The sequence below is a fragment of the Azorhizobium sp. AG788 genome (genome assembly GCF_943371865.1).
Taxonomy (GTDB): Bacteria; Pseudomonadota; Alphaproteobacteria; order Rhizobiales; family Xanthobacteraceae; genus Azorhizobium.
The window spans coordinates 80,444-100,797 of record NZ_CALRWL010000003.1; the positions used below are offsets into that span (position 1 = coordinate 80,444).

17 protein-coding genes are annotated in these 20,354 nt (G+C 65.9%); 5 read left to right on the plus strand and 12 right to left on the minus strand.

The annotated features are described in order from the left end of the window. Positions 1-67: 67 nt before the first annotated feature. From AAG816_RS03235 to AAG816_RS03285, 11 genes are all read right to left on the minus strand, one after another. The gene (locus AAG816_RS03235; RefSeq protein ID WP_341988053.1) at positions 68-1,033 is read right to left on the minus strand and encodes a GDP-mannose 4,6-dehydratase; all 966 of its coding nucleotides are present in this window, start codon (positions 1,031-1,033) and stop codon (positions 68-70) included. A gap of 3 nt (positions 1,034-1,036) precedes the next feature. Continuing rightward, positions 1,037-2,014 carry a GDP-mannose 4,6-dehydratase gene (gmd, locus tag AAG816_RS03240; protein WP_341988054.1) on the minus strand — a complete coding sequence of 326 codons (978 nt, stop codon included), beginning with the start codon at positions 2,012-2,014 and terminating at the stop codon, positions 1,037-1,039. Positions 2,015-2,183: 169 nt separating this feature from the next. Further along, the gene (locus AAG816_RS03245; RefSeq protein ID WP_341988055.1) at positions 2,184-3,371 is read right to left on the minus strand and encodes a tetratricopeptide repeat protein; all 1,188 of its coding nucleotides are present in this window, start codon (positions 3,369-3,371) and stop codon (positions 2,184-2,186) included. Then, entirely contained in the window at positions 3,368-3,724 is a 357-nt protein-coding gene (locus tag AAG816_RS03250; RefSeq protein ID WP_341988056.1) for a hypothetical protein, read from the minus strand. The genes AAG816_RS03245 and AAG816_RS03250 overlap by 4 nt, the downstream gene beginning before the upstream one ends. Further along, entirely contained in the window at positions 3,721-5,316 is a 1,596-nt protein-coding gene (locus AAG816_RS03255) for a glycosyltransferase family 1 protein (RefSeq protein ID WP_341988057.1), read from the minus strand. The genes AAG816_RS03250 and AAG816_RS03255 overlap by 4 nt, the downstream gene beginning before the upstream one ends. Continuing rightward, complete coding sequence (locus AAG816_RS03260; RefSeq protein ID WP_341988058.1) at positions 5,300-6,142, minus strand: glycosyltransferase; 843 nt, start codon at positions 6,140-6,142, stop codon at positions 5,300-5,302. The genes AAG816_RS03255 and AAG816_RS03260 overlap by 17 nt, the downstream gene beginning before the upstream one ends. Positions 6,143-6,408: 266 nt before the next feature. Beyond that, on the minus strand, positions 6,409-6,888 hold the full coding sequence (locus AAG816_RS03265; RefSeq protein ID WP_341988059.1) for a hypothetical protein: 480 nt from the start codon (positions 6,886-6,888) through the stop codon (positions 6,409-6,411). A gap of 116 nt (positions 6,889-7,004) precedes the next feature. Then, positions 7,005-8,408, minus strand: a complete 1,404-nt coding sequence (locus tag AAG816_RS03270; RefSeq protein WP_341988060.1) for a cytochrome P450 — start codon at positions 8,406-8,408, stop codon at positions 7,005-7,007. A gap of 138 nt (positions 8,409-8,546) precedes the next feature. Next, the gene (locus AAG816_RS03275) at positions 8,547-9,968 is read right to left on the minus strand and encodes a mannose-1-phosphate guanylyltransferase/mannose-6-phosphate isomerase (RefSeq protein WP_341988061.1); all 1,422 of its coding nucleotides are present in this window, start codon (positions 9,966-9,968) and stop codon (positions 8,547-8,549) included. A 126-nt stretch (positions 9,969-10,094) separates the two neighbouring features. Next, on the minus strand, positions 10,095-10,679 hold the full coding sequence (locus AAG816_RS03280) for a cob(I)yrinic acid a,c-diamide adenosyltransferase (protein ID WP_341988062.1): 585 nt from the start codon (positions 10,677-10,679) through the stop codon (positions 10,095-10,097). Between the two features lie 22 nt (positions 10,680-10,701). After that, positions 10,702-10,896, minus strand: a complete 195-nt coding sequence (locus AAG816_RS03285) for a twin transmembrane helix small protein (protein ID WP_341988063.1) — start codon at positions 10,894-10,896, stop codon at positions 10,702-10,704. 281 nt (positions 10,897-11,177) lie between these two features. Between AAG816_RS03285 and AAG816_RS03290 the strand changes: the two genes are divergently transcribed. Beyond that, positions 11,178-12,587: an MFS transporter gene (locus tag AAG816_RS03290; RefSeq protein WP_341988064.1), complete on the plus strand. Its 1,410-nt coding sequence runs from the start codon at positions 11,178-11,180 to the stop codon at positions 12,585-12,587. Between the two features lie 84 nt (positions 12,588-12,671). On the opposite strand, the gene AAG816_RS03295 is transcribed toward AAG816_RS03290, so the two are convergent. Next, positions 12,672-12,890 (minus strand): hypothetical protein, encoded by a 219-nt coding sequence (locus AAG816_RS03295; RefSeq protein WP_341988065.1) that lies wholly within the window; start codon positions 12,888-12,890, stop codon positions 12,672-12,674. A 130-nt stretch (positions 12,891-13,020) separates the two neighbouring features. On the opposite strand from AAG816_RS03295, the gene AAG816_RS03300 reads away from it, so the two are divergent. The 4 genes from AAG816_RS03300 (at position 13,021) to AAG816_RS03315 (ending at position 20,269) form a co-directional block, all read left to right on the plus strand. Further along, positions 13,021-14,928 carry a HAMP domain-containing methyl-accepting chemotaxis protein gene (locus tag AAG816_RS03300; protein ID WP_341988066.1) on the plus strand — a complete coding sequence of 636 codons (1,908 nt, stop codon included), beginning with the start codon at positions 13,021-13,023 and terminating at the stop codon, positions 14,926-14,928. Between the two features lie 303 nt (positions 14,929-15,231). Next, positions 15,232-17,256: a methyl-accepting chemotaxis protein gene (locus tag AAG816_RS03305; RefSeq protein ID WP_341988067.1), complete on the plus strand. Its 2,025-nt coding sequence runs from the start codon at positions 15,232-15,234 to the stop codon at positions 17,254-17,256. A 568-nt stretch (positions 17,257-17,824) separates the two neighbouring features. Continuing rightward, the gene (locus tag AAG816_RS03310; protein ID WP_341988068.1) at positions 17,825-19,708 is read left to right on the plus strand and encodes a HAMP domain-containing methyl-accepting chemotaxis protein; all 1,884 of its coding nucleotides are present in this window, start codon (positions 17,825-17,827) and stop codon (positions 19,706-19,708) included. A 309-nt stretch (positions 19,709-20,017) separates the two neighbouring features. Beyond that, positions 20,018-20,269 (plus strand): hypothetical protein, encoded by a 252-nt coding sequence (locus tag AAG816_RS03315; protein WP_341988069.1) that lies wholly within the window; start codon positions 20,018-20,020, stop codon positions 20,267-20,269. The last annotated feature ends 85 nt before the right edge of the window (positions 20,270-20,354 follow it).

The window sequence follows — 20,354 nt, forward strand, 5'->3', positions numbered from 1 at the left end:
AAGTTCAAGCCGGACGACATCAAAACATGATTTAGGCCGTTTTACGTACTCAGACCTTAGATCTGCGTTACGCTTGTGGGGTGGGGTGCGCCAGACGACCGCGCCACCACTCCAACAATTCTTCGAGAATCTCCTCGATGGGACGCTTTGGCGCCCATCCGGTGAGCTGCATGAGCCGCGCAGAATCTCCCACCGCGCGGGGAATATCTGAAGGCCGCAGACGGGCAGGGTCGATCTCCACTTCGAACGGCCGTTTTGAGGCCTTCCGAAGCAGTTCAAGCAACGCCTCGATGCGGTAGGCGTGCCCCGAGGAAACGTTCACCAAGACCCGGCTCTCCGGTTCCGGATGAGTCAGCAACCGGACATAGGCATCCACCACGTCGGCCACATGGAGGAAGTCGCGCTCCGCGGAGAGATTGCCCACACGCATCACCGGCGGGATCTGCCCCGCCTCGATGCGGGCGATCTGCGCCGCAAACGTTGGCAGGACAAAGCGCTCGTCCTGGCCGGGACCGGTGTGATTGAAGGAGCGGGTGACGATCAGTCGCTTGGTTGCCGGCAAAACGTCGCTCAGCATGCCCTCAGCGGCCAACTTCGAGGATGCATAGGCGTTTTGCGGCCGCGGCACCGTCTCCTCCGTCGCCACACCGTCCTTGAAGCTTCGCCCGTAGACCTCACCGGATGAGGAGAAGAAAAACACTCCTTCCGGAGCGTGACGCGCAACGGACGAGGCAAGCGCAAAGGTGCCGCCGAAGTTCACGCGCCACGTGGCTTCCGCATCGCTCACCACATGCGACTGGGCCGCCAGATGCACCACCACCTGCGGGCGGAGGGCGGCAACGAGATTTTCCACCGATTGAGGGTCCAGGAGGTCGGCCTTGCCCACCTCCCAGCCGCGCGGGATGGCCTCGTCGCTTTCACGGCTCAGCAGAACGCGCCGATGCGCCGGAAACGCGGCTTCGAGCGCCGACGCAAAGTAGCCACCGACAAAACCGGTGCCACCAACCAGGAGCAAAGCTGGCGTGTCGGGCATGAATCAGGCCCGCCGCAGCCGTTCCAGGTCCGCATCGACCATCTCGCGGATCATCTCCTGCAAGGTGATCTTCGGCTCCCAGCCGAGCTTGGCCTTTGCCTTGGCCGGATTGCCCAGCAGGACATCCACTTCCGCCGGCCGGAAGAATGCGGGGTCGATTACCAGATGATCCTCCATGGGGAGGCCCACATGCTCGAATGCAATCTTGCACATGTCGCGCACGGTCGTCGTCTGGCCGGTGGCCACCACGTAATCATCGGCAACGTCCTGCTGCAGCATCAGCCACATGGCGCGGACATAGTCCTTGGCATGGCCCCAGTCGCGCTTGGCATCGATGTTTCCGAGCCGCAATTCGGACGCCAGGCCCAGCTTGATGCGCGCCACGCAGTCGGTGACCTTGCGCGTCACGAACTCGATGCCGCGCAGCGGGCTTTCGTGGTTGAACAGAATGCCGGAGGACGCGTGGAGCCCGAAGCTCTCGCGATAATTCACCGTGATCCAATGGCCATACAATTTGGCCACGGCATAAGGCGAACGCGGGTAGAAGGGCGTCGTCTCGCTCTGGGCTGCTTCCTGGATCTTGCCGTACATCTCAGACGACGACGCCTGATAGAAACGCGCCTCAGGCGCGACAATACGGACGGCTTCCAGCACGTTCGTAACCCCGACGGCGGTGATGTTCGCGGTCAGAATCGGCTGCTGCCAGGATGACGCGACAAAAGACTGCGCCGCGAGATTATACACCTCGTCCGGCTTGACCTCGCCCACCAGGCGAATGAGGCTGGAGAGGTCCGACAGGTTGCCGTCCAACATATGGACGTCCTTGTCGACACCGATCCAGCGTAGGCGATGGTCCGCGACGCCGAAATGCGACGAGCGCCGGACGACGCCATAAACCTCATAGCCATGCTCAAGCAGAAGCTGGGAAAGATAGGCTCCGTCTTGTCCGGTGATCCCAGTCAGCAACGCACGCTTGGCCATCAACGCCCCCAAACATCTGCAGAACGGCCTTCCTTATCCGAAGACCAACAACCTGTACACCCGTTCACATTGAACGTTTTTTAGCCTGCTCCCCAGGGAGCAGTCAGATGTCCGAGCAGATCCGCGAAAACCCGATCAGGCCTGCGCTCATCGCCTCAACGATCTGCATTCATTCCATATTCCCCGCGGCGAACCCATGTTCCATCATGAGCTGCGTCGAGAGGGCCTCGGCTTGGCTGTGACGCCCCAGATGGCGGAGCAACCGCACTTTCTCCCGCATGAGATCCACCGAGGCCGGCCCGTTCGCCCCCGCGCGAATGGTTGCGTCGTAGGCCTTTTGATAACGCCCGGATTCTCTTAACACTGTGGCATATTCAAGCCAAACGCCGGGGTCGGACGGCACGGCCGCGAGATAGGTGCCATAGAGGGCGCAGGCCACATCCCATGAGCTCCGGTCACGCGCCGCCTGTGCGTTCAGGAGCGCGCGCAGATCGTCCCCTGTCAGGACCTCGGGCGGCCGCTCGCTCGGCCCTCTGCTGTCCGGGGTAAAGGGGCGGGCGCCGTGATGGCCTTGGCCCTCAGATGAACCCATCCCGGAAGCGGCCCCTCGCCCCCACGCCCCCAGAGCGCTGAACTCGCGCACGGCCTCCGTGCCGCCGCCCAGTTCGGCGGCCAGGCGGAATGCCTCCCGCGCCTCGTCGAAGCGGTCCAACAGTTTCAGGAGGTGACCGAGTTGGAGGCAGGCCTCGGGCTGCGCCGGGTTGAGGTGCATGGCCTGCCGATAGGCCGCTTCCGCGGGGCCAAATTGCCGGGCTTCCTTCGAGACGTTGCCGAGTTGGACCCAGATGGCGCCATCGGCAGCCTCGGCCTCCAGATGCGCCCGGTAGTGGCGGGACGCCTCAAGCCAGTTGCGCGCGTCCCTCGCCGCGTCGCCGAGCATGCGGAACGACGGCCGCGTGGCGTCATCCACGGCGCGCCGCATCTCGTCCGCGCGCGGCGTGTGGGGGGTCCGCTCCAGCAGTTCAGCGCAGCGGCGGAAGACCGCCTCGGCCTCACTCTGGCGCCCCATGGTCTTCAGCAGATGGCCCAGATGGAGCAGGACGTCGGCATCCTCAGGCGCAGATGCAGCCGCATCCCGATAGGCCGCTTCTGCGCCGGGAAGGTTACCGGCCTCCTTCAAGGCATGGCCAAGCTGGACGCGAACGCCCCAGTCATCTGGCTTCACGGCAAGGTAGGCGGCGTAGGACTGTCCCGCCGCGGCCCAGTCCCGGGCATCGCGCGCCGCATCCGCGCGCTGCAGGTCCCGCATCGCGCGCCCCGTGCCGGACGCCAGCCAGCGCAACCACATCGCGCTCATGACAGGATCGCTCCGTATGTCGCCGCCGGGTGCTCCCCAGCGGAAGTGCGGCAGGCGATGCCGCGGGCGGCATTGGCGCCGCGCCGCGCCTCTGGGGAGGCCCGGCGGCGCTGCGCCACCGCTTGGGCCATCGGCGTGGCACTGGCCACGGGCATGAACCCGTCCGCGCCAGTCACCCGGCGCGGACGGGGCGCATTCGCCAGGATCGGAATGCCGGCCGCCATATCGTCGAGCAGCGTGAACCGCGCCTCATGGGTGCGGGAGAGGCGGCGGCAGAGATTGAGCAGCCGCGTCTCACCTGCGGTCTCCCCGGGCGTCATGTCACAGGGATTGAAAACGGCGATCCGCATCATGCGGCTCCCGTCAGGCGAGCCAGATCCGCAAGGACGATCTGCCCGGACGCGCGCCAGGAATAGGAGTCCGCACGCCGGATCCCCTTCAACGCGAGGCTTTTTCGCAGCGCCGCATCCTCGATCAGGCGCTGGAGGGCGGCGCTGATGGCGTCCATATCATAGGGGTCCACCAGCAGCGCGGCATCGCCGGCGATCTCGGCCATGGCCGAGCGATCCGAGGTCAGAACCGCAGTGCCGCACCGCATCGCCTCGAGGATCGGCAGCCCAGAGCCCTCATAGAGGCTCACACAGGCGCTGAACATGGCCCCGGAATAGAGGCACGCCAGTTCCTGCTCCGCGCCATCCGGCAGGATCTTGACCGCGCCCTCAAGGCCCGCCGCCCGGCGGAACGTCAGGATCTTCTCAACATCCCACCCCATCGTTCCGACGAACACCAGATCGGGCGCAGACGGGAGGCTTTGGCGAAGGGCCTGATAGGCCATCAGCAGACGCAGGTGGTTCTTGCACGGCTCCAGGGGCGCAACCGCGAGAATATATTGGCCGCGACCGAGGCCGAGTGGGGCCAGAGCCGTGTCGACCGCGGCGTCGGACTGAGGGGCGATGCCCTCGCTCGCCGCATTCGGCACCACCACGACCCGATCGGAGGGGATGTGCAGCTGGGTGACGAGGTCATCCCGCATGCAGCCAGACACCGCATAAACCCGGTCGGCATCCCTGAATCGCTTCACCGTCTCGGCGAAAGCCAGCCGTGCGTCGGCACGGACATACTGCGGCAGAAGGATCGGGGCGAGATCGTGTGCCCAGGCAATATTCACCAGCCCTGGTAGGGCGATGGGCGTAAAATGGTTGGCCACATAGGCTGTGCATCCATCCGCCTTCAGCCGCGCGGCGAGATCCCGGAGCATGCCCGCGCGTTCCGCCAGCGCCCGCGCCCGGCGCAGATCATGGATGATCTGGGCGCCCGGCCCCGGCTGCATGCGATAGGCCGGTTGCGCCGTGAAGTGCACGTCGACCGAGACCTCGGCGGCCTGGTCCGGAAACAGCGAGAGCGGAACGAAGCCCGCACCGTCGGTCCAACGGCCGCCGGCGTCGGCCTCGAAAAAGCCCTGCGCCAGACGGCGATCGGCCCCGGAGACCCGCACCACCTGACCTTGCGCCGAGATCTCGATGCCGGACACGCGGATGCCGCGACGCTGCGTCCCCCAACTCCCCGTTTCCGCCGTCTGGCTGCTCCGGCTGAGCACGGCAAAGCTGCGGCGGGGCGTCGGCCCCGCATAGCTCGCCACACCGCCCGCCATTGAGGCCGGCACGATCCGTCCATCGACCAGGAAGCGGAGATCCGGATCGTCGACCGTGGGCCAAGGCTCCCGCTCCTCGCCGGAGACCGCCAGGGGCGCATGGACCACCGGCGGCACAAAGGTCAGCCCCGCCAGGGCCTCGGGCCGCACCGGACCGTGGCGGGGATCGCAGACCAAGGTGACGCGAAACGCCGGGCTTTCCGCCTTAACCGCGTTGAGGATGCCGCAGGCGACCGCATAGACCCCGGCGGGACTCCCCTGCTGAAAGCAGCCGCCGTCAAATGCGATGTGCATGCGTCACCAAGGGCTGTTCAAGGAAGGGAGCGAGCACTCCCTCCCATTTGCGCAGCGTCGCGATGGTGGAGAAGAACGCCGCCCGCGCGCTCTGGGCGCGGATGAGCGCCATTCGCAGGTCCTGGTCCTCATGGACCATGACCACGCGCGCCGCGACGTGCTCAATGTCCGCATCCCGCACCAGAAGGCCCGCCGGGCCGCAGGTCTCGGTGACGGCACTGGAGGCCATGGCCACCACCGGGCAGCCCACGGCAAAGGCCTCGACCAGCGGCACCATGAAGCCCTCATGCTCACTGGCGGACACGAAGGCATCTGCGGACGCCAGCGAGGTGCGCAAGGCCTCGCGCGGCTGATTGACCTCGAACACCACGTCCTGCTCGATCCCCAGGTCCTCGCTGAGCCGGCGCAGGCTGAGATAATAGCCGCGCTCCCACACCTTGCCGTGCAGCCGCAGGCGCACCGGCTTGCCCGCCATGCGCTTCACCAGCGCCGCGATGCGGATCACATTGTCGGGCCGTTTGTTGGGAACATAGCGACCGATAAAGGCCAGGTTGATCGCCCCGGCCATGTGGCGCTCAAGGAAAGCCTCATTGTCCCCCGCACGGTCACGATAGAAATGCTCGTCGTAGAAGACGGGGATCACCACCGACGCGGGATACCCGACATCGGTCAGTTCCTGGGCATTATAGGCGGAATCCGCGACCACGGCGTCGAACCCGTGCCGCATCTCGCCGAGCATGGCCCGCGCCTGATCGCAGACGTCCGCCAGCCAGATCTGATCAAACCGCCGGAAGAAATAACCGGGGGTGATATTGTGATAAACCATGATTTTGCGACAAGACAGCTCAAGCAAGCGGCTGGCATTGGCGTCAAAAAAGGCGTGATGAAAGATCAGAACGTCGTCAGGATCGGGTTGTAGCGCGATCAAATCGGCCACAGTCCGCGTAAACGCCGGTGCTGCGGCCAGGGAATCTTCGCCGCAGACCAGAAACGACGAAACTCCGACCCGCAGCAGAGCGCGATGGAGGAATGTTAGTGAAAATCCGACCGCATCGCGCGCGACGATGGCTGGCGAATAGTGAAAAACCCGCATCAGTCCCCCGCCTTGCGCACAGCGTCTCCATGCAAGTGCCGCGCTTCGTCCAGGAGAGACCGGGTCAGGTCGAACATGGCGGTGAACTCGGCCTTGGCTGCGCTGAGCATAGCCTCCTGGCTTTCACGCACCCCATCCAACACCATCGCAGGCCGCGCACCGACCGCAGCAAGCTCGTCGGAGACGGCGTCGATGCGCCCCTCGGCCTTGGCCAGCATGCGCTCCATCCGCTCCAGGGCGGCGGTGAAGGCCTGGTCCCGCGCAGCCTGGAGCTGCTCCATGCGCACCAGGGCTTCAGCCATGCCGTCAAGGGCCAGGCGCAGACTGTGCGGGTCATCGGCATTCAGGGCTGGGGCGCTCTTGGTCCCTATCGGCCCGTCGGCCACACTGCCCTGCCGCAGCTGGAACCGATCGATCACCCTCTGGGCCGCGGAGGCGATCCGATCATCGTCCAAAGTCGTGGGCGTTGCTTCAGTCATGAGGGTGCAACCTGTCCAACACGGTCTGCAGAGGCGATAGCACAACCGCCGGTGCACCGTCCCTGCACGGACACAGAAATCTCCGGGGCCGATGGCGATCCTCGGCCCGCGCCATCTTAGCGTCGCATCGCCGCCGTCACCGGCAATCCACCGGCGGGCCGCAAGGTCAGGCGACACGCCGGCTCCACCTGCGTGCCCGCGGCCATCCGAACCTTGAATTGCTGCACCAGGATGGCGAAGCACAGGATGGATTCGGTCAAGCCGAACGCCAGCCCGGCGCAGATGCGCGGGCCGACGGCGAACGGGATGTAGGTGTAGGGCGTCGGGCGGTCCTTCAGGAAGCGCTCCGGCATGAAGCGCTCGGGCTGGTCCCACAGGCCCACCGAGCGATGCAGCAGCCAGGGCACCACCACGATCAGCGCCGCCGGATCTATGTCCACCCCGGCGATCCGGTCCGCATCCTTGGCCTGGCGGGCGAGGATCGGCACCGGCGGATAGAGCCGCAGCGTCTCCTCGATCACCGCGCGGCACCAGTCGAGGCGCGGCACGTCCGCCACCGTGGGTGGCCGGTCGCCGCAGACGGTGGCGAGTTCCGCCAGCACTGCCTCCTCCACCCAGGGGGCATTGGCGATGAGATACCAGGCCCAGGTGAGGGTCGCCGCCGTGGTCTCGTGCCCGGCCATGAAGATGGTGGCGGCCTCGTTGCGCAAAGCGGAGACGTCGAGGCCCAGGTCCGGGCTCTTCTGCTGGCGCTTCACCAGCAGGTCGATCATGGAATTGTGGTCGCCATGGCCCGACAGATGGTCGGACACCACCTTGCCGATCACCCGGTCGAGCTGGGCCACGGAGCGCCGCAGGCGCGGGCCGCGGAACACCGGCAGGCCCTCGTCGGCACCGAGAAAATAGCCGAGGTTGAAATTGTCGATCAGGCTCTGATAGCGGGTGAAGGCGTCCACCGCCTCGTGCGCGGCTTCCGGGCCGAGATGATTTCCGAACACCGCGCGGGCGATGATTTCGGCGGTGAGTTCCGCCATCTCGCTCAGGGCATTGAAGGTTTCACCGGCGGGACGGGCGCGCCAGCGCTCCACCATGGCCAGCGTCACCGCCTCCATGGTCAGGCCGAAGGTGGGCACCCGGTTCTTGTGCACGATGTCGCTGACCAGGGGACGGCGGCGCTTCCAGGTCTCGCCGTCGGAAATGAACAGCCCGTCGCCCAATAGATATTCCAGCGCGCGCCGCATCTGCGGGCTCTTGCGCTCATAATTGTCGTGGCGGGTGGCCATGACGTATTTCACCGTCTCCGGCGAATTGGCCAGGAACACCTGCCGGCCGAAAATGCGCATCTGCCCGGAGGTGGATTTGTAGTCGCTCACCTGCCACAGCGAGATCAGATTGTGCTTGGCGGCGAAGATCATCTCCAAGGTGCCGAGGCGCTTGGGATGCGGGCGGGGCCGGGCGGGCGCAAACCAGCCGGGACCGCTCTCTTCCAGAATCGGCGCCGGCGTATGGAAAAACGGCATCAAGCATCCGCCCCCGGCGACGTGTGGCATGGCGTGGCGCCCCGCGCTGCGACGGGCGCGTCGTGTGGACGCCCAGGCTTTAGAGCAGATCGTGGCACCGATACAGCGTCAATGCCGGCGGCAGCGACGCCGTCAGGATCACGCGCGGGCGTAGATGTCTTCCAGGCGCACAATGTCGTCCTCGCCCAGATAGGAGCCGGTCTGCACCTCGATCAATTCCAGCGGGATGCGGCCGGGATTGGCGAGGCGGTGCACGCTGCCGCACGGCAGATAGGTGGACTGGTTTTCATGGAGGGTGGAAACGCTGCCGTTCAGCGTCACCTCGGCGGTGCCGCGCACCACCACCCAATGCTCCGCCCGATGGTGGTGCTTCTGCAACGACAAGGTGCCGCCGGGCTCCACCACGATCTTCTTCACATGGAAGCGCTCGCCGCGGCAGATGGTCTGGTAGGTGCCCCATGGCCGGTGCATCTTCAGATGCTCGCTGACCTCATTGCGCCGGGACGCCGACAGGCGCGCCACCAGCGCCTTCACATCCTGGCTGCGATCGGATGGCATCACCAGCACCGCATCGTCGGTGGCGATCACGCTGAGACCCTCAAGGCCGATGCCGGCCACCAGCTTGCCGTCGGAATAGACATAGGAGCCGCGGCTGTCGGTGAGCGCGACCGGACCGTGGGTGACGTTGCCGGCCTCATCGGCGGGGTTCACCGCATGCACCGCATCCCAGGCGCCGATGTCCGACCAGCCGAAATCGCCCGCCACCACCGCCGCGACTTGGGTGTGCTCCAGCACGGCAAAGTCGATCGACTTGGACGTGGCGGCAGCGAAGGCGTCCGCATCCAGGGCGAGGAAGCCGAGATCCTCCTGCGCCTTGGCCACCGCGGCGGTGACGGCAGCGGTGGTGTCCGGCTCCAGGCGCGCGCCTTCCGCCAGCATCAGGCCGGCGGGAAACAGGAAATTGCCGGAATTCCACAGATAGCCGTCGCTCACATAGCGTTCCGCCGTGGCGGCGTCGGGCTTCTCCACGAATGACGCCACCCGCATGGCCGCGCCATCGAGGCTCGCGCCGCATTTGATATAGCCATAGGCGGTGCTGGGCGCGCGCGGCTGAATGCCGAAGGTGACGATATGCCCGGCCTGTGCGGCGGTAGCAGCCTCATCCACGCACGCCAGGAAGGCCTTGGGATCGGTCACCACATGGTCCGCGGCCAGGGCCAGCATCAGGGTGTCGGCGCCATAGCGGGCCTCCACATAGGCCGCGGCCGCCAGCAGGGCCGGCCCGCTGTCCCGGCGCACCGGCTCCAGCAGCACCGTGGCGTCAATGCCGATCTCGCGGGCCTGACGGGCGGCGAAGAAGCGGAACTCCGCGCCCGTAATGACCACCGGCGGATGGAACACCGGCCCCGCGGCCACCCGCAGCAGGGTGTCCTGATAGAGGGTATGGTCCGAGACCAGGGCCAGAAACTGCTTGGGCAGGCTTTGGCGCGACAGCGGCCACAAGCGCGTCCCGGTGCCACCGGCCAGAATAACCGGGACGATCTGCTGACGCGGACTCATGGCATCCCCATAGATCACAGAAGTAAATTCGGTCGCACAGCGGCCACTTGCCTGTCACTGCGGAAAAACGCCGCGTACTGGACCGATGATGATTTAGGAATTGTTAACCTTCATGATCTGCGTCTCTTAGCGGTGTGCACCGGGCACCCACAGCACGTCGTTGGCGCCATGGCCATTGACGTAACGGCCGGCCACGAACAGCAGGTCCGACAGGCGATTCACATACTGGATCGCCGGCGCGCTCACCGCCTCGCCCGGGACCTGCGCCAGGGCGACGATGTCGCGCTCGGCCCGCCGGATGATGGTGCGCGCCAGATGCAGATGCGCGGCGGCCGGCGCTCCGCCCGGCAGGATGAAGGAGCGCAGCGGGGGCAGCTCCGCATTCAGCCGGTCGATATCCTCTTCCAGGCGGGTGACCTGCCGCGCGACGATGCGCAACGCCTCGTACGCCGGCGGCGGCGCGTCGGGCCGCTCGGGCACGCACAGATCGGCGCCCAGGTCGAACAGGTCGTTCTGCACCCGCGCCAGAATCCCATCCACCTCCGGCTGGGTGTCCAGATGCAGGCGGGCGATGCCGATGGCGGCATTGCCCTCATCCACGGTGCCATAGGCGGCGACCCGCAGGTCATATTTCAGCACCCGCTCGCCGCTGCCGAGCCCCGTGGTGCCGTCGTCACCGGTGCGCGTGTAGATCTTGTTCAGCTTCACCATGGCCTTGGTCTGCTTTTCCCTGTCAGTGCCGCATGGCGTAGATGGTGACCATGATCACGACCACGGCCACGAATTGAAACAGGACGCGCAGCTGCATCAGCTTCTGCGAGCGCTGCGGCGAGCCGCCGGTGGCCAGATTGGCCAGCCCGAGGATCAGCACCCCGGCGACGCTGGCCAGCGCCAGCGGGATCAGCAGATAGATGGACCAATGCACCATGGGACCGCACCTTGTCGCCATCGGCACAGCAGCGTTCCGCTCACGCTTTGCCGATCAATGGAAGCTTTCCCTAGCATAAGTGCGAAATGAGGGCACCGGGCCGTGCGGTCGCGGCGGCCGATCCGGTCCGTGCCGGTTTGCACTCCTTGCGCTGGGCGCAGGTCCGCCATGCAGGAGATGTCGCCATTTTGTCATTTCAGACTTGAATATTGCGCTGCAACCGGGCACGGACAACCGCGATTTCCTCCCCCTTTCGCGTCGCCGCGCCGCAGAGCTTTGCCATGACCGCCCGCAAGTCGTCCCCCACCGCCCGTCCCAAGTCCGCCCGGCGCAGCAAGCCGAAGCCCGTCTCCGCCGCGACCGCATCGCGGCCCGCGGTGGCGCCTGCGCCCGCGGCGACGCGGGACCGGCATCCGCTCACCGGCAACGACATCCGCACCCTGGTGCTCTCCGCGCTGGGCGGCGCGCTGGAATTCTACGACTTCATCATCTTCGTGTATTTCGTCACCGTGCTGGGGCACCTGTTCTTCCCGCCGGAAATCCCGCAATGGCTGGTGCAATTGCAGGCCTTCGGCATCTTCGCCGCCGGCTATCTCGCCCGGCCGCTGGGCGGCATCGTCATGGCCCATTTCGGCGACACCATGGGCCGCAAGCGCATGTTCACCCTGTCCATCTTCCTGATGGCCCTGTCCACGCTGGGGATCTCCTTCCTGCCCAGCTACGCGACCATCGGCTATGCAGCGCCGGTGCTGCTGCTGCTGATGCGGGTGCTGCAGGGCGCGGCCATCGGCGGCGAGGTGCCCGGCGCCTGGGTGTTCGTCTCCGAGCATGTGCCGCGGCGCCATGTGGGCCTGGCCTGCGGCATCCTCACCTGCGGCCTGACCGCAGGCATCCTGCTGGGCTCGCTGGTGGCCACCGCCATCAACACGGTGTTCACGCCGGCGGATATCCTGGCCTATGCGTGGCGCATTCCGTTCCTGCTGGGCGGCGTGTTCGGCTTCATCTCGGTGTATCTGCGCCGCTGGCTGCAGGAGACCCCGGTGTTCAAGGAAATGAAGGCCCGGCGCGAACTGGCGGCGGAACTGCCGCTCAAGGTGGTGCTGCATCGGCACGGCCCGGCGGTGGTCGTCTCCATGCTGCTGACCTGGGTGCTCACCGGCGGCATTGTGGTGGTGATCCTCATGACCCCCACCTTGCTCCAGACCCGCTATGGCATTTCAGCGCCAGTGGCGCTGCAGGCCAACAGCGTCGCCACCTTCTTCCTGTCCATCGGCTGCGTGCTGGCCGGCACGCTGTGCGACCGCTTCGGCGGCGGGCGGGTGCTGGCGCTGGGCGGCGTGGCTTTGGGCGCCGCCACCTATGCGCTCTACACGCTGGTGGGGCCGCGGCCGGACCTGCTGATGCCGCTCTATGGCTTGGCCGGGCTCACCGTGGGCGTGATCGGCGCCGTGCCCTATCTGCTGGTGCGGGCGTTTCCGCCGGCGGTGGCATTTTCCGGCGTGTCCTTCTCCTACAATGTGGCCTATGCGGTGTTCGGCGGCCTGACGCCGCTGGCGGTCACGCTGGCCCTGCAGGTGGATCCCCTCGCCCACGCCCATTATCTGCTGCTGATCTCCGCCCTCGGGGTCGGGGTCGGCCTGTACGTGGCCCTGACCGGCCGGAAATCCGTCGCCGCGCCGGCGCGGGCCTGATGCGCGGACCGCTGGCGGCGCCACGCGCCCGCCAGCGGTCAAGTGTCTGTGCTGCCAAGGGTTCGCGGCCAGCGGCACCGCGCTTCACGCCGCAGCGCACGCGACCAACGCCACCCTGCGGTGCATTGCAACACCCATGCAATCAACAGAACTGACATACTGACGTAACGCGCTTTCGCGATATTCAATCCGTGGTTTGCAAAAAATGGCAATAAGATGCCAAATGTCGATGAACGCAAGGTTGGCGCAAGCCTGAGTCCATTTGCTTTGCTGGATTTTTGACCCACGCACCGGATTGAGCATTGATATGGCTGCTTTGAAACTCGGCATTGGCCTCAAACTGGGTATTGTATCAGGTATCTTGGTACTTCTCTCTGGTGGCGTAATACTTAGCCGCCAGATTGCCGCGGCCCGGATCGGCGCCGCGGATGAGGTGTCCCGCATCCAGGACCAGATCACCGCCCAGACCTCGGAAGCCAGCTTCCTGCTCAATGTGATCGTGCTGAACGCCAAGGACATCCGCCTGTCCTTCTCCGCCAACCAGATCGACACCTTGCTCAGCAAGGTCCAGGCGGACGTGGCCAAGTCCAACACCCTGCTCGACGGCGCCATGGGGCTGACGAAGAACCCAGAGGCGATCGACGCTTATACCCGCATCAAGACGCGCATCGCCGATCTCGGCGCGGCCACGGCCGATATCGCCAAGGCCCAGAAAGCGGAACTGGCCTCGTTCGATCAGCGCACCGGCATCACCGTGCGCTGGGACAGCGCACTGGACGACGCCAAGGCCGCCCTGCTGGACCTGAATACCCGCCAGGGCGAAAACGCCGTCGCCGATCTCGCTTTGCTGGATCGCAAGTTGCAGCAGATCAATCTGTCCTCCTGGCGCTTCATCGCCACCGAGGACACCAAGCAGCTGCCGATCATCGAGATGAACGAAAAGGCCGGCCGCGCCACTCTGGATTCCGTGGGCCAGGCCGCCGGCAACGACCCGCTGATCGCCTCCACCGTGAAGTCCGTGCGCACCTTCTTCGAGGATTACCTGAAGGCGGTGCGCGACGGCATCGTCCAGGTGCAGACCAAGCAGACCATCCTGGCGCAGCGCAGCCTCCCGGCCATTGAAGATGCCACGCGCCTGATCCAGGTGGCCGTCGCTGCTGCCGCGGACGCTTCCAAGGTCGCGGATGATGTCTCAGCGACAGCGCTCTCCAACGGCTTGCTGCAGATCCTGATCTTCTCCATCGTCGCCATTCTCGCCGCCATCGGGTCCGCGCTCTATTCGGTGTTCGGCGTTGCCCGCCCGATCAAGCATGTCAGCGACGCCATGGAGCAGGTCTCGAACGGCGACTTCACCGCCGCCATCCCCTACGGTGCCCGTCGGGATGAACTGGGCGACCAGGCCCGGGCCCTGATCGTGTTCCGGGACGGCCTGGCGGAAGCCGACCGTCTGCGTGCCCAGCGCGAGACCGCGGAACGCGAGGCATCCGAGCAGCGCAAGCGCGACATGCACGACATGGCCAATACGTTCGAGGCCGCCGTCGGTGCCGTCGTGGACACGGTGGCCTCCGCCGCCACCCAGTTGCAGCGTGCCGCCGAGACCCTGACCAAGACCTCGGAAGAAACCACCGCCCAGGCCACCGCGGTTGCGGCCGCGGCCAACCAGGCCACCACCAACGTCCAGACCGTGGCGGCGGCCATCGAGGAGCTGTCCGCCTCCGCCCGCGAGATCGGCGGGCGCCTCGCCCGCTCCAACGAAGTCACCGACCGCGCCGTCTCGGAGGTCGATCACACCAACGACCAGATGACCGAACTGCGCAGCTCGGCTGACCAGATCGGCACCATCATCGGCCTGATCGACAGCATTGCCGGCCAGACCAATCTGCTGGCGCTCAATGCCACCATCGAGTCCGCCCGCGCCGGCGAGGCCGGTCGCGGCTTCGCCGTGGTGGCCCAGGAGGTGAAGGGCCTCGCCGGCCAGACCGCCAAGGCCACCGCCGACATCTCCGAGCGCATCTCCGGCATCCAGGATTCCACCGGCGACGTGCTGGGGGCGATCACCGGCATCAGCCGCACCATCTCCGAGATCAGCGAGAGCACCACCGCCATCGCCGCGGCGATGGAAGAGCAGAACGCCACCACCGCGGAGGTCGCCCGCAACATCCAGCAGGCGGCATCGGGCACCAATGAAGTGACCATGAACATCGTCGGGGTGGAACGCGCGGCCCAGGCCTCGTCCACCGCCGCCATGCAGGTGCTCTCGTCTGCCACCGATCTGTCCCGCCAGGCCGAGGCGCTGCGCTCGGAAGTGCAGCACTTCCTGGGCACCGTGCGGGCCGCCTGATCACCTCCCACGCTGGGCACCAGACAAAAGGGCGGGCCTGTTCGCAGGCCCGCCCTTTTCATGTCAGGACCTGGAAAGAATATAGCTTGCACTCTACAGGGCCGAGGATCTTGGACGAGGCGGAGATAAGGTATTCGGGCGGCCGACCGGAGCAGCTGAACCGGCTTCAATTGCACCCAAAATGGGGTAGACCTGCCAGATTCTTCGTCTCCCCGCCCATATGGGGAGCAGAACGCAAGCCTGGAGCAAGCTCGGGAGGGCTCACATGTAGCCTCCTGATTGGCAATCCTTGGTTGCGGCGCAATGAAGACTTTTAAACTGGGCATTGGGCTGAAGCTCGGCATTGCTTCGGCGATATTGGTTCTGCTTTCGTTTGGCGTCATCGTCAGCCGACAGGTGGCCATGCAGCGCATGGCGGAAGCGAACGCTGACGCTCAGCTGCAGGCGGAAATCTTCGACCAGCTGCAGAATATGGGGCTGCTGTTGGGGCGCATCCGGATCAACGCCGCCGAGATGCGGCTGTCCTTTGCCAATCTCGACAATGAAAACTTCATGAAGCAGGTCAACAAGGACGTGGTCGCCGCCAAGCGACGGCTCGACGAGACCATGGTCCTGGAAACCCATGAGGACGATCGCCAGGTCTTCCGCAAGCTGCAAACATTGCTGGATCAGGTCAACGTCGCCGTCACCGACATCTACAAGACCCAGGTTGCTCAGTTGGATGCGGTGGATGCCCGCCCCGGCATCCGTCTGGCGGCGCGCTCGGCCTTCTCCAACCTTGCCACGCAATTGACCGAAGTGGGCGATGCCGACGGGGCCCGCGAAGTCGCTCCCCTCGAGGCCCTGCTTGAGCAGATCAATGTGGCGTCCTTCAGCTTCATCATCGAGGAGGATCCCAAGCAGCTCAATATCATCGCGGTGAGCGCCGATGCCGGGCGCAAGGCGCTCGACACCGTGCAGGAGACCCTTGGCGGGATCGGCATGATCGCCGCCAGCATCACCCCCGCACGCAAGGCGTTCGACGACTATGTGCAATCGGTGCGCGACGGCCTCGGCCAGGTCCAGGCCCGCGAAAAGATCGTGCGCGAGCGCCTCCAGCCGCTCATGGCCGAAGCCACCAAGCAGCTCCGGGCGGTGACGGACGAGGGCGTCAAGCAGTCCAAGGAGGCCGACGAACAGGCCGCATCCGCGCTGGAACACGGCATGCAGCAGATCCTGATTTTCTCGATCGTCGCCATCCTCGCCGCCATCGGCGCCGCGGTCTATTCGGTGATCGGCGTCGCCCGACCGATCCAGGATGTCAGCGCCGCCATGGAGCAGGTGTCCGCCGGCGATCTGTCCGCCGTCATTCCCCATGAAAACCGCAGCGACCAGGTGGGCGACCAGGCCCGCGCTCTGATCGTGTTCCGCGACGGACTGGCCGAGGCGGCCCGCATGCGCGCCCAGCGCGAGGCAACGGAGCGCGAGGCGGCCGAACAGCGCAAGCGTGACATGCACGCCCTTGCGGACAGCTTCGAAGCCGCCGTCGGTGCGGTGGTGGATACGGTGGCGGCGGCGGCCACCGAGTTGCAGCGCGCCGCCGAGACCCTCACCACCACCGCCGAGGAAACCACCGCTCAGGCCACTACCGTGGCGGCGGCGGCCAATCTGGCCACCACCAATGTGCAGACGGTGGCAGCGGCCATCGAGGAACTGTCCGCCTCCGCCCGGGAGATCGGCAGCCGGCTCAGCCGGTCGAGCGAGGTCGCCGGGCGTGCGGTGGCCGAAGTGGACCAGACCAACGGCCAGATGACCGAGCTGCGCAGCTCCGCCGACCAGATCGGCAATATCATCGGCCTGATCGACAGCATTGCCGGCCAGACCAATCTCCTGGCGCTCAATGCCACCATCGAGTCCGCCCGCGCCGGCGAGGCCGGTCGTGGCTTCGCCGTGGTGGCCCAGGAGGTCAAGGGCCTCGCCGGCCAGACCGCCAAGGCCACCGCCGACATCTCCGAGCGCATTTCCGGCATCCAGGATTCCACCGGCGACGTGCTCGGCGCCATCACCGGCATCAGCCGCACCATCACCGAGATCAGCGAAGGCACCACCGCCATCGCCGCGGCCATGGAAGAGCAGAACGCCACCACCGCGGAGGTCGCTCGCAACATCCAGCAGGCGGCGTCGGGCACCAATGAAGTGACCATGAACATCGTCGGGGTGGAACGCGCGGCCCAGGCCTCGTCTGCCGCGGCCACCCAGGTGCTCTCCTCGGCCACCGATCTCTCCCGCCACGCCGAGGCGCTGCGGGCGGAGGTCACCCACTTCCTGGGAACCGTGCGGGCGGCCTGACGGCGGCGGCGATCACGCGCGCCCGCCGTCACGCAACGAAGGCATTTCATCGCGCCATCCGGCGGCGGCGCGACGGTTATGGCGGACCATGTCTTGGTCCTTGGATCCTTGTGCCAAGGGCCACGTCTTCGACGGGTGCCACGTTGGTTTCGCTCACGGGCCGCGCGGGGGTGACCAGGGGCCGAAGGGTGTCAGGCGAGATCGCAGTGCGATCCCACCGGAATGCGGACCCCGTCTGTCTCCGATGAAGGAGAGGGCGATGACTGTTTGGATGGACCCCGCTGGTGGCAATCCTCCGGCGCGCACAATCGCGGGATGTTCATGGAACGAACAACCATCGCTTGCACCTTGCAAGTCCAAAGCAAGCCTCGCGTGAGAGAATGATATTTTATAATAAAAAAATCTAGCAGGGTGGACGATGGCTACGATCAAACTTGGAATTGGCTTCAAGCTCGGGCTTGCTTCAAGTCTCGTTGTCATTTTGGCTTGCGGCATACTATTGAGCAGGCACCTTGCCGCGTCAAGGATCGCAGAGGCCGACTTGGCCGCTGAGATGCAAGGGGAGCTCTTGAATCGGACCCAGCAGGTGGGTTTCCTGCTCAGTCAAATCCAGCTCAATGCAAATGATATCCGGCTCGCCGCCGCGAGTTGGGAGGTGGATGTCCTGCTCGGCAAGATCTCCCTCGACATCACGGCGGCCAACACCCAGCTCGACACCGCGACGACGCTGGCCGGGACCCCCGAGGATCAGGATGCCTACCGGCGCATCAAGTCCCGTCTCACCCAGATCGAAGCCGGGGTGACCGCCATAGCTGCTGCGCAGAAGGCCGAGCTGGCCTCTTTCAGCCTGCGCAGCGACATCGGCGCGCAATTGGAGAGTGTCCAGGACAGCCTCAGGGCCGCGGTGAGTGCCCTGCCCCCCGACCAAAGCGCGGCGGCCGTGGCGGCCTTGTCCGTTCTCGACCGCAGCCTTCAGAAGATCGACCTGACCACCTGGCGCTACGCCTCCACCGAGGACAGCAGCGAAATCCAGACCGTCGAATTGAATGAGAAAGCCGCGCGCAAGGCACTCGCCGCCCTTGCGGAGGCGGCCGGTCGTGAACCCGCGATTGCCGGCCAGATCAAAGCCGTTCAAGCCGCCTTCGACGAATATATCGGTGCCGTGGGCGACGGCGTCGCCCAGCTTCAACTGAAGCGGCAGATCCTGGAGCAGCGCAACCGGCCAGACAATGAATTTGCCGCGGGCCAGATCCAGGCCGCCGTGGCCAAAGCCACCGCGCAATCCAAGGCGCTCAACGAGGCGTCGGCGGCGGCACTCTCCGCCGGCTTCTTGCAGATCCTCGGCCTCACCCTCGTCGCCATCCTGGCGGCTGTGGCATCCGGCCTCTATTCGGTGTTCGGCATCGCCCGTCCGATCAAGCATGTCAGCGATGCCATGGAGCAGGTGTCGAACGGCGACTTCACCGCCGCCATTCCCTACGGCGCGCGCCGCGATGAACTGGGCGAGCAGGCCCGCGCTCTGATCGTGTTCCGGGACGGCCTGGCGGAAGCCGACCGTCTGCGCGCCCAGCGTGAAGCCGCGGAACGCGAGGCGTCCGAGCAGCGCAAGCGCGACATGCACGAGATGGCCAATACATTCGAAGCGGCCGTCGGTGCCGTGGTGGACACCGTGGCCTCCGCCGCCACCCAGTTGCAGCGCGCCGCCGAGACCCTGACCAAGACCTCGGAAGAAACCACCGCCCAGGCCACCGCGGTTGCGGCCGCGGCCAATCAAGCCACCACCAATGTGCAGACGGTGGCAGCGGCCATCGAGGAACTGTCCGCCTCAGCCCGCGAGATCGGCAGCCGCCTCGCCCGCTCCAATGAAGTCACCGATCGGGCCGTGTCCGAGGTGGACCATACCAACGGCCAGATGACCGAGCTGCGCAGCTCCGCCGACCAGATCGGCACTATCATCGGCCTGATCGACAGCATTGCCGGCCAGACCAACCTCCTGGCGCTCAATGCCACCATCGAGTCCGCCCGCGCCGGTGAGGCCGGTCGTGGCTTCGCCGTGGTGGCCCAGGAGGTGAAGGGTCTCGCCGGCCAGACCGCCAAGGCCACCGCCGACATCTCCGAGCGCATTTCCGGCATCCAGGAGTCCACCGGCGACGTGCTGGGGGCGATCACCGGCATCAGCCGCACCATCACCGAAATCAGCGAAGGCACCACCGCCATCGCCGCGGCCATGGAAGAGCAGAACGCCACCACCGCGGAGGTCGCCCGCAACATCCAGCAGGCGGCGTCGGGCACCAATGAAGTGACCGTGAACATCGCTGGGGTGGAGCGCGCGGCCCAGGCCTCGTCCACCGCCGCCATGCAGGTGCTCTCCTCGGCCACCGATCTCTCCCGCCACGCCGAGGTCCTGCGGGCGGAGGTCACCCACTTCCTGGGTACCGTGCGGGCCGCTTAGGCAAAACAAACCCACCCGCTACCAGCCAAGCTATAGATGGCCTGCGATGGATTTGGGATGGAGATTGGAAGGATGAAGTAAATTCCGCGACAGGGAACTTTTCCGTTCAATCTTGAATGCCGCACGTTCCAGAGAAGAATATGAGAGTTCCCGCCAATACTGCTCTTTGCGGCGGTGATTGGACGGATTTTTTCTCGACGCCAATCTCTGCCACTGTTACGTATGGTCGTCGTCCGATGTGCCAAGGACGCTGACGATTGCGAGATATGCGGGCCCAGGCGTCGCCGCGTACTCTCCCGTCCAATACGCATGGCTGATCCCGCCCGCCCGACGCCGGCGCGGATGGAGGTAGCGATGGACAGAATCATCAAGGCCAATATCGACCGCTACAAGAAGCTGCTGGAAACCGAAGTCGAGCCGGTCAAGCGGGCGATGATCCAACGCCTGCTGCGAGAGGAGCGGGTCAAGCGGGAGGAACGGGCGCAGCGCAAGGCGGAGATGCCCGCTTGTCCTGACGGTGCCGGCCGCAGCACCTGCGCGGATGTCGCCCCGAAGGCTTGAGGCCGTATCGGCGCGACTGGGCTCGGATCCCATTCCGCATTGGATCCCATTCCACTCCAGCTTCAGCTTGACCGGGACGCCGAAC

Bases quoted from the DNA above. Each gene is read 5' to 3' on its own strand.
- AAG816_RS03235 (WP_341988053.1), bottom strand. From the start codon at position 1,033: ATGCCCGACACGCCAGCTTTGCTCCTGGTTGGTGGCACCGGTTTTGTC.
- gmd (WP_341988054.1), bottom strand. From the start codon at position 2,014: ATGGCCAAGCGTGCGTTGCTGACTGGGATCACCGGACAAGACGGAGCC.
- AAG816_RS03245 (WP_341988055.1), bottom strand. From the start codon at position 3,371: ATGAGCGCGATGTGGTTGCGCTGGCTGGCGTCCGGCACGGGGCGCGCG.
- AAG816_RS03250 (WP_341988056.1), bottom strand. From the start codon at position 3,724: ATGATGCGGATCGCCGTTTTCAATCCCTGTGACATGACGCCCGGGGAG.
- AAG816_RS03255 (WP_341988057.1), bottom strand. From the start codon at position 5,316: ATGCACATCGCATTTGACGGCGGCTGCTTTCAGCAGGGGAGTCCCGCC.
- AAG816_RS03260 (WP_341988058.1), bottom strand. From the start codon at position 6,142: ATGGTTTATCACAATATCACCCCCGGTTATTTCTTCCGGCGGTTTGAT.
- AAG816_RS03265 (WP_341988059.1), bottom strand. From the start codon at position 6,888: ATGACTGAAGCAACGCCCACGACTTTGGACGATGATCGGATCGCCTCC.
- AAG816_RS03270 (WP_341988060.1), bottom strand. From the start codon at position 8,408: ATGCCGTTTTTCCATACGCCGGCGCCGATTCTGGAAGAGAGCGGTCCC.
- AAG816_RS03275 (WP_341988061.1), bottom strand. From the start codon at position 9,968: ATGAGTCCGCGTCAGCAGATCGTCCCGGTTATTCTGGCCGGTGGCACC.
- AAG816_RS03280 (WP_341988062.1), bottom strand. From the start codon at position 10,679: ATGGTGAAGCTGAACAAGATCTACACGCGCACCGGTGACGACGGCACC.
- AAG816_RS03285 (WP_341988063.1), bottom strand. From the start codon at position 10,896: ATGGTGCATTGGTCCATCTATCTGCTGATCCCGCTGGCGCTGGCCAGC.
- AAG816_RS03290 (WP_341988064.1), top strand. From the start codon at position 11,178: ATGACCGCCCGCAAGTCGTCCCCCACCGCCCGTCCCAAGTCCGCCCGG.
- AAG816_RS03295 (WP_341988065.1), bottom strand. From the start codon at position 12,890: ATGCTCAATCCGGTGCGTGGGTCAAAAATCCAGCAAAGCAAATGGACT.
- AAG816_RS03305 (WP_341988067.1), top strand. From the start codon at position 15,232: ATGAAGACTTTTAAACTGGGCATTGGGCTGAAGCTCGGCATTGCTTCG.
- AAG816_RS03315 (WP_341988069.1), top strand. From the start codon at position 20,018: ATGGCTGATCCCGCCCGCCCGACGCCGGCGCGGATGGAGGTAGCGATG.